Here is a 12,069-nt window from a genome sequence, read left to right as displayed (position 1 = left end):
TGTTTTAATAAAAAAAAAGGCATAATTTAGGGAGATTATGCCTTGGAAGGTTACAACTAAACATTTTTAAATAATAAAAAGTTCCGTGTGGGGCCGGAACTTTTTACTTTTAATTTGAGGCCTTCAAAGTTTTGGAATTAAATTTAGCTTTTAAAAATAATTGTCAGGTCTTTAATCATTATAAAATTTCGTTAATTCTTTCATTTGAACGACCTTAAACATCGAGCGACGGTTCAATTGGTGATCCTGTTCGGTACAACGGTCACAGTCTATTGCCGGCTCGGTTTCTCCGTGACCTTTGTAGTCTGCAATCCGTTCCGGAGCAATTCCTTTAGAGATCAGGTAATCATAAGTTGATTTAGCGCGACGTTCGGCCAGTTTTTCGTTATAGGCATTAGTCCCTCTGCGATCGGTATGTGAGTTGATCTCGATGACGAGTTCCGGATATTCGTTTTGCATAAGATCTACCAGTTTATCCAGTTCCTGAGCCGCGTCCGGGCGAATGTTCGATTTGTCAAAATCAAAGTAGATATTATTAATTTCAGCCAGGTAGTCTACATCACGAACAGGGTTCAGCTGAATGTCATAGACCATTTCATCCTGTTCATCACTGTCGTTTGTATTGACGGTACCGGTAAAAGTTTCATATTCGATTTCCTTGGCTTCGATTGGAATCATTTGATCACGTGCGACCTCGGTTTCATAATTTCCGTCCTCATCGGTTTCCAGGAAAGCAATCTGGTGATCTTCATCGTCCATCAGTCGAACAGTAGCCTGGCTTATAGGCTCTCCATTAACGGCATCGGTCACCGTTCCTTTCAGGACTAAAGGATTCAGCTTATTAAAAACATAAATATTGTCACTGCCACCATCACGGTTGGAAGAAATGTATCCCTGGCGGGAATCATTTACCTGGAAATAGGCAAAATCATCCATGTTGGAATTGATGCTCTCTCCAAGGTTCATGACCGTATCATTTTCTTTTTCGAGGCGGAAGAGATCAAAAAGTCCCAGGCCGGCATGCCCGTTTGATGAAAAATACAAGGTGCCATCAGTATCCATAAAAGGGAAGGTCTCATCAAATTCAGTGTTTACAGGCTCGCCAAGATTTTCAGGTGTTCCGAAGGAAAGACTGTCTACACTTACTTTATAAATATCTGTTCCACCCATTCCGCCTGGCATATCAGATGCGAAGTAGAGCGTTTTACCGTCTTTACTTAAAGTGGGGTGCCCTACCGAATAATCATCAGAATTAAATGGCAATTCTTTTACATCTGTCCATTCTCCATTTTTCCAGCTTGCAGAATACAGCTTCAGGTTATTGGTCCTGTCTTTATCTTTTTTTCCTTCTTTATTTCCAAGGATATTGTTTCTGGTAAAATAAATGGTTTTTCCATCAGGTGATATCACCACTGGGCCATCGTGTAGCTTGGTGTTTACATCACCTTTAATAGGACTAATGTTTCCGCTTTTCTGATCCAGCACGTATACGTCAAGAAACGGTTCACCGTTCCAGCTGTAGGTTTTCTTTTCGACATCACTATCCTGTGCGCGTGCCGATACGAAGTAAAGCATACTGTCTTTTGCGAACACACCAAAATCGCTTACTTCTGAATTCAATTCAGGAGAAGACTGAAGTTTGTAGGTGATCCCGGGACGGTATTCGTCTTTTTCGATCATTTTCTCGATCTCATCCGAAGAATTGCCACTTTCGAGGTACTTCTTCAGCCAGGTGCGAGATTCCTCGTAACGCTTCACCCCACGAAGAGCCTGAGCGTACTTATAATAATATTCGGGATCGATGTTGTCTTCTTCGATCACATCACCATAATAGTGAACGGCGTTTTCAGGGCTGCGCAACATCATGTAGGCATCGCCCAGCTTTTTGCTGTTTTCAGAAACCTGGTAGCCGTCTTCGATGAGTTCTTTGTAAACATCGGTAGCCTCCAGGTAAGCGAAATTGTTATACAGTTTATCTGCCTTCTTTTGCTTTCCGCTTTGGGCCTGCATCGATACCGACGCGATTAGAAGTATTAGTATGAAGTAAAGTTTTTTCATAATCCACAGGCTTTAATTAGAAGAAACGAGGTGATTTGTATCGAGTGTTTTTAAGTCTGATTTCATAGATCAGCAGGATTTCGTGTGAGCCACTGGTGTACGGGCGAATATCAGATATTGGATATTCATAAGCATAACCTGCACGAAAGCCGTTAAAGACCTGCACATCCAGGAAGGCACCAACCGCATCATCGATCCTGTAGGATCCGCCCAGATAGAATTTCTCATTGAAGATCGCAGTAGCCGTAAGGTCTACGGAAAGAGGCGCTCCTTTGGTCATTTTAACCAGGGTAGTGGGTCTTAATTTTACATTATCGCTCAGGTCAAACACATAACCTCCTGTTAAATAGTAGTGAACCTGCTCCAGAGCCAGATATTCGTTGAACTCGTTATTGTTATTGTTGATCAGTTTAGGAGCTGAAGCCCCGATATACCAATTCTGAGACGACAAATAAAAACCTAGCCCGAAATTTGGCGTCCAGCGGTTCAACCGATCCTGAAAAAACGGATCGTTCATAACTTCCGGCTCTGTGAACAGTTCTTCTTCAAGATTGTAATAGCTCGCACCTGCCTTTAATCCCATTCGCAGACTTACATCGGCACTCAGGTCAATGCGGTAAGCGAAATCACCATAAGCATAGGTGTAGTTTTCGTAACCCGCGTTGTCATTAATGATAGACAAGCCAAGACCTATCTTATTATTGCTGAGTGGCGAGTTGATCGATAGTGTTTGCGTTGTTGGTGCGCCTTCAAAGTCTGCCCACTGACTGCGGTGCAGCCCGATGATTGAAAAAGCATCCCGACTACCGGCATAGGCCGGGTTGATAGATATGGTGTTATACATATACTGCGTAAACTGAGGGAGCTGTTGCGAGAAAGCTGGGGCGGCAACAAGTATCACTAAAAAGATTAGAAATTGTTTTTTCATGGTTTCCCTTTTTATTTTGTTCCTAAATAGATGTATCCAGTTATTGGCTCGAAATCTGTATTTCTTACCTCGATCACGTAGTAGTAGGTACCTGACGGTAACTGGTTCGAACTTGTGAACGATTTCTCAGAGAAACCATCCCAGTTATTCTGATAGCTGGTGGCAGTGAAAATCTCTGCACCCCAACGGTTGAATATTTTCACATCATACGTAAAGTCACACTCGGTTCCCTGGCCAATTTCGAAATAATCATTTCGTCCGTCTCCATTTGGAGTTACCACTTTAGAGATGTTGTCGCGTACATCCTGAACCGTACAGGCCAATGGTACACAATCATCATTTATAGTTACCGTTACTGTTGTTACTGAAGGACAGTTGCCTTCGATCACGTAATCAAAAGTATAGGTGCCTAAATCTGCCTGTGAAGGATCCAGGAATGAATCGGTCAACGCTCCAGAATTGTCATTATCTATCCAGGTTCCGTTTTCGTCATATTCGCTTAGGAAAAGATCGAATAGGTCCAGCGTGGAATCATCAATACACAGCGTTGCATCAGTTGTTTCAATTTCCGCAGCTACAGCTTCATTAACAGTTACTGTTGTTGCTTCGGAAACCTGCCCGAATTCATCTTTTACTGTTACCTGATATGTTCCAGGAGCAACTTCAGAGAAGGTGTTGCTTTCCTGGTAGTTTTCACCGTCGATGCTGTAAGTAACACCTTCCACAGCGGTCACAACAATAGTTCCGGTTGGCTCGGCACAGGTGGCCTGCGTTACGGTTGTTCCAGGAGCTCCTGGTGGTTCCGGTAGCGGTTCTTCTTCTACCGTTACGGTAAAGCTACAGCTGGCTGTGTTTCCGGCGGCATCAGTAACAGTGTAGGTAACAGTGGTTTCGCCCACTGGGAATTCCTCACCAGAGGCAATTCCTTCTGTCATCTCCACAGTGGTTCCTTCGCAGTTATCAGTATAACTTACCATGGTATAGTTCACTATGACGCTGGAAGTTCCAATTTCCACCTGAATATTTATACTTTCTGGACACTCGATCACCGGAGCTTCATCATCAGTCACTGTTATAGTGAAAGTTGAAGTCGCTGTATTACCATTAGTATCAGTAGCGGTGTAAGTGATTGTTGTGGTTCCAATTGGGAATTCACTTCCAGGAGCAGCACCTTCAGTAAGTTCTACACTTTCAATTCCGCAATTATCAGTCGCTTCAGGAATTAGGAAATCTACCACAGCACCACATGTTCCAGGATCGTTGCTTACTTCAATATTTGAAAGTTGTTCAATCGAAGGACCTTCATCATCGTTAACAGTTACATCGAAAGAACATTCAGCAGTGTTTCCGGCAGCATCAGTTGCTCTGAAAGTTACAGTTGTAGTTCCCACAGGGAACACCTCTCCAGAAGCTGGACCAGCAATTTGCTCGATACTTACTTCTCCAGAATTGTCTGCAAATTCAGGCATGTCAAATTCCACTGTAGCTCCACAGATTCCAGGATCATTTGGAGTTACAATATTTTCAGGGCACGAAATCGAAGGATCTTCGCCATCTTCAACAGTAACAGTGAAGCTACATTCTGCCGTATTTCCAGAATTATCTGTAGCAGTAAACGTTACAGTAGTATCACCGATAGGGAAATGAGATCCTGATAATGGGCCAGCAGTTTGTTCTACAGTCACATCACAATTGTCAGTTGCAGTTGCGTCTGCAAACTCAACGATTGCGTAGTTCTGACCAGTAGTAGTTGTCACAGTCATGTCACCAGGACAGCTAATGATCGGGTTGGTATTGTCAACCACAGTCACATCGAAAGAAACTGTAGTGGTGTTTCCATGAATATCGGTCACGGTCCAGGTTACTGTAGTAGTTCCTACAGGGAATACTTCACCAGAAGCCAGTCCTTCAGTAATTTCTACAGATTCCAGTCCGCAGTTGTCATCAGCACCGATCATTCCGAAATCTACCACAGCACCACAGAATTCCTGTTCGGCGTTCACGGTGATGTTTTCCATCGTTTCAGTAGTTGGTGCTTCGGTATCATTTACCGTTACATCGAAAGAACATTCAGCAGTGTTTCCGGAAGCATCAGTTGCTCTGAAAGTCACGGTTGTAGTACCAACTTCGAAGAATTCACCTGAAGCAGGACCGGTTAGTTGTTCGATAGTTACCTGGCCAGAATTATCTGCAAACTCAGGCATAGCGAATTCCACAGCAGCGCCACATAATCCAGGATCATTTGGCTGAACAATATTTTCAGGACAGGTGATCGTTGGGTCTTCATCGTCTTCTACAGTGATCGTGAAAGAGCATACCGCAGTATTTCCAGAGGCATCAGTTGCAGTGTATTCAATAGTATGAACACCAGGACCGAACTCAGAACCAGAAGCCTGTCCGCCAGTTTGGGTAACAGTTACCTCACAGTTATCAGTTGCCGTAGCATCTTCGAAGGTAACTACCGCGAAGTTTTCACCTTCAGCAGTTGAAACCTCGATATTTCCAGGACAGGTGATCATAGGATCTTCGTTATCTACTACAGTTACTGTGAAAGTCATTGTAGACTGGTTGCCAGAAGCATCAGTTACCACATAAGTCACAGTAGTAGTTCCCACTGGGAATACCTGACCAGAAGGGATACCTTCGGTCATTTCGATCGACTCGATCTCACAGTTATCAGTAGCCTGAATAGTACCGTAGTTGATCACAGCACCACAGGTTTCCGGATCGGTATCGATATCAGTATAATTTTCTATTTGAGTCACAACCGGAGCTTCATCATCGCTAACAGTTACTTTCTGTACACAGGTAGCAGAATTTCCGTTAGCATCAGTCGCAGTCCAGGTTACCTCAGTAGTTCCAAGAGGGAAGATGGTTGGTGCATTGTTTGTAATGGTGATCTCACCTTCACAATTATCAGCAGCAGTAGCCATTCCCAGATCAAGGTTCGCTAAAGACACTCCACAAAGGCCATCTTCAGTAGTAATTTCAATATCTGCAGGACAGGTAATTTCAGGTGCTTCATTATCAGTAATGGTTACATCGAATGAACACTCTACAAAATTGTCATCATCATCAGTTGCTCTGAAAGTTACAGTTGTAGTTCCCACAGGGAACACCTCTCCAGAAGCTGGACCAGCAATTTGCTCGATACTTACTTCTCCAGAATTGTCTGCAAATTCAGGCATGTCAAATTCCACTGCAGCTCCACAGATTCCAGGATCATTTGGAGTTACAATATTTTCAGGGCACGAGATCGAAGGATCTTCGCCATCTTCAACAGTAACAGTGAAGCTACATTCTGCCGTATTTCCAGAATTATCTGTAGCAGTAAATGTTACAGTAGTATCACCGATAGGGAACTGAGATCCTGATAATGGACCAGCAGTTTGTTCTACAGTCACATCACAATTGTCAGTTGCAGTTGCGTCTGCAAACTCAACGATTGCGTAGTTTTGACCAGTAGCGGTTGTCACAGTCATATCACCAGGACAGCTGATGATCGGGTTGGTATTGTCAACCACAGTCACATCGAAAGAGACCGTAGTGGTGTTTCCATGAATATCGGTCACGGTCCACGTTACTGTAGTAGTTCCTACAGGGAAAACTTCACCAGAAGCCAGTCCCTCAGTAATTTCTACAGATTCCAGTCCGCAGTTGTCATCAGCACCGATCATTCCGAAATCTACCACAGCACCACAGAATTCCTGTTCTGCGTTCACAGTGATGTTTTCCATCGTTTCAGTAGTTGGTGCTTCGGTATCATTTACCGTTACATCGAAAGAACATTCAGCAGTGTTTCCGGCAGCATCAGTTGCTCTGAAAGTCACGGTTGTAGTTCCAACTTCGAAGAATTCACCTGAAGCAGGACCGGTTAGTTGTTCGATGGTTACCTGGCCAGAATTATCTGCAAACTCAGGCATAGCGAATTCTACAGCAGCGCCACATAATCCAGGATCATTTGGCTGAACAATATTTTCAGGACAGGTGATCGTTGGATCCTCATCATCTTCTACAGTGATCGTGAAAGAACATACCGCAGTATTTCCAGACGCATCAGTTGCAGTGTATTCAATAGTATGAACACCAGGACCGAACTCAGAACCAGAAGCCTGTCCGCCAGTTTGGGTAACAGTAACCTCACAGTTGTCAGTTGCCGTAGCATCTTCGAAGGTAACTACCGCGAAGTTTTCACCTTCAGCAGTTGATACTTCGATATTACCAGGACAGGTGATCATAGGATCTTCGTTATCTACCACGGTTACTGTGAAAGTCATTGTAGACTGGTTGCCAGAAGCATCAGTTACCACATAAGTTACTGTAGTAATTCCCACTGGGAATACCTGACCAGAAGCGATACCTTCGGTCATTTCGATCGACTCGATCTCACAGTTATCAGTAGCCTGAATAGTACCGTAGTTGATCACAGCACCACAGGTTTCCGGATCGGTATCGATATCAGTATAGTTTTCTATTTGAGTCACAACTGGAGCTTCATCATCGCTAACAGTTACTTTCTGTACACAGGTAGCAGAGTTTCCGTTAGCATCAGTCGCAGTCCAGGTTACCTCAGTAGTTCCAAGAGGGAAGGTGGTTGGTGCATTGTTTGTAATGGTGATCTCACCTTCACAATTATCAGCAGCAGTAGCCATTCCCAGATCAAGGTTCGCTAAAGACACTCCACAAAGGCCATCTTCAGTAGTAATTTCAATATCAGCCGGACAAGTAATTTCAGGAGCTTCATTATCAGTAATGGTTACATCAAAAGAACACTCTACAAAATTGTCATCATCATCAGTCGCTCTGAAAGTTACAGTTGTAGTTCCAACCGGGAATACAGATCCAGAAGCAGGACCAGCAACTTGCTCTACCGCAACACTTCCAGAATTATCAGAAGCATCTGGTGTTGCGAAAGTTACCACAGCACCACAAACGCCTTCGTCATTAATATCAGAGATGTCGCCAGGGCAACTAATTGTTGGATCTTCATCATCAACAACTTCAATCTTAAAAGAGCAGGTAGCGGTATTTCCAGAAGCATCGGTTGCAGTATATTCTACAGTGTAAGTCCCGATTGCCAGATCTGAACCAGAAGTTGGACCCGCAGTTTGTTCAACAGTCACATCACAATTATCAGTAGCTGTAGCATCGTTAAAGTTCACAATTACAGAATCCTCACCTTCGGCTGTTGGAACAACCATATCACCAGGACAGCTGATGATCGGTTTAGTATTGTCAACCACAGTCACATCGAAAGAAACAGTAGTGGTATTTCCATGAATATCGGTCACGGTCCAGGTTACTGTAGTAGTTCCTACAGGGAATACTTCACCAGAGGACAATCCTTCAGTAATTTCTACAGATTCCAGTCCGCAGTTATCCTCGGCACCAACTTTATTGAAGTTCACTGTAGCCCCGCATATAGTTGGATCTGCATTTACAGTAATGTTATCTGGTTGCTCGGTGGTTGGATCCTGATTGTCAACGACTGTTATTTTCTGGGTACAAATGGCGGTATTGTCCGCATCATCTTTTACTGTCCAGGTTACTGTAGTAGTTCCTACTGGGAATTGAGCAGGCGCATTATTGGTGATCTCCAAATTCGTATCGCAATTATCAGTAGCGGTAATGCTTCCTAAATCTACACCGGTCGCATAGCAGAAACCATTATCAGCATTAACTGTCTTGTCTGTCGCACAAGAAGTGATCACTGGATCTTCCGTATCAACCACGGTAACAGATTGTGTACAGGTGGCTATGTTTCCTGCTTTATCTTTTACAGTCCAGGTTACAATGGTAGTACCAGCCTGGAAAACAGTTGGAGCGTCATTTGTAATGGTAAGGTCAGTATCACAATTGTCAGTAGCCGTAATATTTCCCAGATTCACATTTGTTGCAGAACAGCTTCCTTCGTCGGCAGGCTGATTAGTAATATCACTGGCACAGGAAGTGATGACAGGCTTTTGAGTGTCTACAACAGTGATTGTTTGTTCACAGGTTACAGAATTTCCGGCATCATCAGTAACTGTCCAGGTAACTACTGTTTCACCTAAAGGAAATTCAGAAGGAGCATTATTGGTAATGCTAAGGTCAGCATCGCAATTATCAGTTGCAGTTACGCTTCCAAGGTTTACGTTAGTAGCAGAACAGCTTCCGTTATCTGCTGGCAGATCACTTATATCAGCAGCACATGCAGTAATAACCGGATCCTGATTATCGATTACAGTAATTTCCTGTTCGCAAGTAACAGAATTTCCAGCGTCATCAGTAATAGTCCAGATTACAGTTGTTTTTCCCGCTGGAAAAATTGCCGGAGCATTATTGGTAATGCTAAGGTCTGTGTCACAATTATCAGTAGCTTCCACCGATCCAAGATCTACTCCTGAAGCAGTACAAAGACCAGCATCGGCATTTACGGTTTTATCAGCCGCACAACTGATGATTTTTGGGTCCTGATTGTCTACGACCGTAACTACCTGGGTGCAGGTTGTGAAATTACCCGCGTCATCGGTGACGGTCCAGGTAACGGTAGTTGATCCAGCAGGGAATACGTTAGGCGCATCATTGGTGATGGTTAGGTTAGTGTCACAATTGTCAGTAGCGGTGATAGTTCCAAGGTTCACGTTCGTGGCAGAACAGCTTCCCTCATCAGCCGGCTGGTTGGTAATATCAGCAGCACATGCTGTGATCACTGGTTTCACATTATCCAGAGTTTCAGTAAGTTCGATGATAGTGGAATTTTGACAATTCTTATTATAGACCGTTAAAGAATAATTTCCACTAGCAAGACTGGGAAAAGTCCCTTCACCTGTTACTATTATTTCGTTTGCATCGCGTAGTACATATTCGTAGTTACTATTAACGTCAAAAGAAATACTTCCGTTATTTAAACCGCAGGTTGCAGGATCTACCGTTATGTTTGATGGCAATTCCGGTATTTCCTGCTCATCAAGAACAGTAATAATAGCAGAAATTATTTCACATCTTTCGCTAGTTGCTTTAATCCGGTATTGGCCAGGTTCAAGTTCTAAGAAAATTCCAGAATCAGAAATCGAAATTTCTGTTGGCGCATTGTTATTGTCTAATAAAATATATTGAATTGCGGGATCATAATTATCCACAGAAATACTACCGTAGCTATTGTCACAGGATTTTGAAAAAGCTGAGAATTCTATTTTCAATTCCTCAATTTGAAGAGTAAAAGGTATGTAGCAATCATTTACTCCAGGGAGTACAGCGAAATATGATTTTGTGGAATTAGGAAAAGGATTTTCAAAAGTATATTCAGTAGAAGATTGGGTTAAAGGAAATGAATCATAGAACCTTGTATTGACTGGAAATTCATCTGCAATGGAAGAAAAACTGATAGAAGATCCGCCATCGCAAAATTGGAATGTTAAATCATTTTCATTGCTGCAATTATCCTGAATAAACTGTGTGGAATCAATAGGAATAAATAAAGGATTACGAATTGGTTCTCCAATACAAGTCCCATTCGTTTGATAGCCCTGAATTAATTCAGTATTCTGAAAACCAACCCCGGTGATTTTACCTTTACCATTGAGAGCGCCAACAAAATTAATTCCCGAATTACCTTGACATTCTATATATTTTAATAAGGTACAGTTTTCTGTAGCCTTGACGGTGATATACAGCTCTGCTAATAAAGTGTTGTTGTTTTCTACCACGGGAAGATCTCCGATTTCCCATGTAAGCACTCCATTGCTACCTTGATTAGGATTATAATCAATGGAATTTGGAGTAGGATTCGGAGCGTAGTAAATATTCGTATATGCGGATTCTAAAACATATGTGGCATTATAAGGTATAGGAATATTTAAACTAACATTTTCCAGCGCTTCGGTACCTTTGTTTCGTAATTCTATTTTATAAGTCACTTCCTGACCGGGCTGAACAGTAGTGCCCGAGGTGTAATTCTGTCCGTTGATGGAACTGATGGAGCTTATTCCTTCTATTTCTGGCTGGTAAGCATCTACCGACATCGCTAATGAATATATGACATAGGTGTCTTGAGTAGATCCGTATTTAAAAGTTGTAGAGGTTTGATTATTGGTTACAACCGAATTATTTTCATTAGGTACATTAAGAATACTAATATCAATTCCTGTATTGTTTTTTAAATTAGGATTCCGCGGATCATCATTAACTATGGAGGAATTAAAAAAGTTATTGGAAGAGTTTTTAGAATGTTGTAAGGTTAAATATTGATTTGAAGAATGCTTTTTTATTTTAAAATAATCTCCTGAAATACCAACATCTCCTTCACTAGCAACCATGCCAAGCTTCATATTTACAGGACCTTCCTGAGAAGTGTGAAATCCCGAAATTGGAAGATTGTATTCGGCGACAACATTACCTTCAACGTAAGCATAACCATCAAAAACAGTAATGTCTCTGGGATTCATTTGACTATTCTGGTACACAACTATTAAACTCCAGCCGCCATAATATCCAGTACTACCACCATTACCAGTAGAAATGGCCATATCAGCAACCCAATAATCCCCTTGTCCTGCATTTTTTACTAAATCTGTAACTTCTGTATAGGCTACATACATATCTTCCTCTCCTGGAAATGCGATATCACCAGGCTTGGCAGTAACTGTTTGATATGAACCATTAGGCGTTTTAAATTTTATACTTCGCTTAATTGAATTTGATACTTGACTTTTAGTTCTTGCGCTCCAGTACAAACCGGCATATACAACCTCTGTGCAATCAGGATTCAAATTGTTTTCAATCGAATAATTTAGTTGAGCTGAGGAGCTGTTCGAGGTACTATTATCATTATCCGTGTCAACAGCTATCATAACATTATTACTATTTAGCCTGGTATCCGAATAATTTTGTAATGTCATATTGGTGTTTCCAATAATGGTAAAGTCACCATGAACATTATAAATGGTTTTCTCCGGCGTCTCCTGAGAGGAACGTGGTTGGAATTCTTTTATAATTTGCGCATTCAAATGAGTAGAAAAACCTACACATAGAACCACGACAAAAAGAAAGAATTTTGGAATTGAGATAGGTGAGTATTGTTTTTTCATAATATTATGGGTTCA

At 42.1% G+C, this 12,069-nt stretch carries 3 protein-coding genes; all 3 read right to left on the bottom strand.

What is annotated here, in order from left to right:
* Positions 1–171 precede the first annotated feature (171 nt).
* Genes GRFL_RS04405 through GRFL_RS18005 form a run of 3 tightly spaced genes read right to left on the bottom strand, consistent with a single transcriptional unit; the run spans position 172 to position 12,054 of the window.
* Positions 172–2,058 carry an OmpA family protein gene (locus tag GRFL_RS04405; RefSeq protein WP_083643467.1) on the bottom strand — a complete coding sequence of 629 codons (1,887 nt, stop codon included), beginning with the start codon at positions 2,056–2,058 and terminating at the stop codon, positions 172–174.
* A gap of 16 nt (positions 2,059–2,074) precedes the next feature.
* Positions 2,075–2,986, bottom strand: a complete 912-nt coding sequence (locus GRFL_RS04400) for a PorP/SprF family type IX secretion system membrane protein (protein ID WP_083643466.1) — start codon at positions 2,984–2,986, stop codon at positions 2,075–2,077.
* Positions 2,987–2,997: 11 nt separating this feature from the next.
* Positions 2,998–12,054, bottom strand: a complete 9,057-nt coding sequence (locus tag GRFL_RS18005; RefSeq protein WP_157492993.1) for an HYR domain-containing protein — start codon at positions 12,052–12,054, stop codon at positions 2,998–3,000.
* Positions 12,055–12,069: the final 15 nt, after the last annotated feature.

The organism is Christiangramia flava JLT2011 (genome assembly GCF_001951155.1).
Classification (GTDB): domain Bacteria; phylum Bacteroidota; class Bacteroidia; order Flavobacteriales; family Flavobacteriaceae; genus Christiangramia; species Christiangramia flava.
Note: the sequence above shows the minus strand (reverse complement) of the source record. Positions and strands in the feature narration are given on the sequence as shown.

Coding starts and splice junctions, on each gene's coding strand:
- GRFL_RS04405 (WP_083643467.1), bottom strand. CDS start 2,058: ATGAAAAAACTTTACTTCATACTAATACTTCTAATCGCGTCGGTATCG.
- GRFL_RS18005 (WP_157492993.1), bottom strand. CDS start 12,054: ATGAAAAAACAATACTCACCTATCTCAATTCCAAAATTCTTTCTTTTT.
- GRFL_RS04400 (WP_083643466.1), bottom strand. CDS start 2,986: ATGAAAAAACAATTTCTAATCTTTTTAGTGATACTTGTTGCCGCCCCA.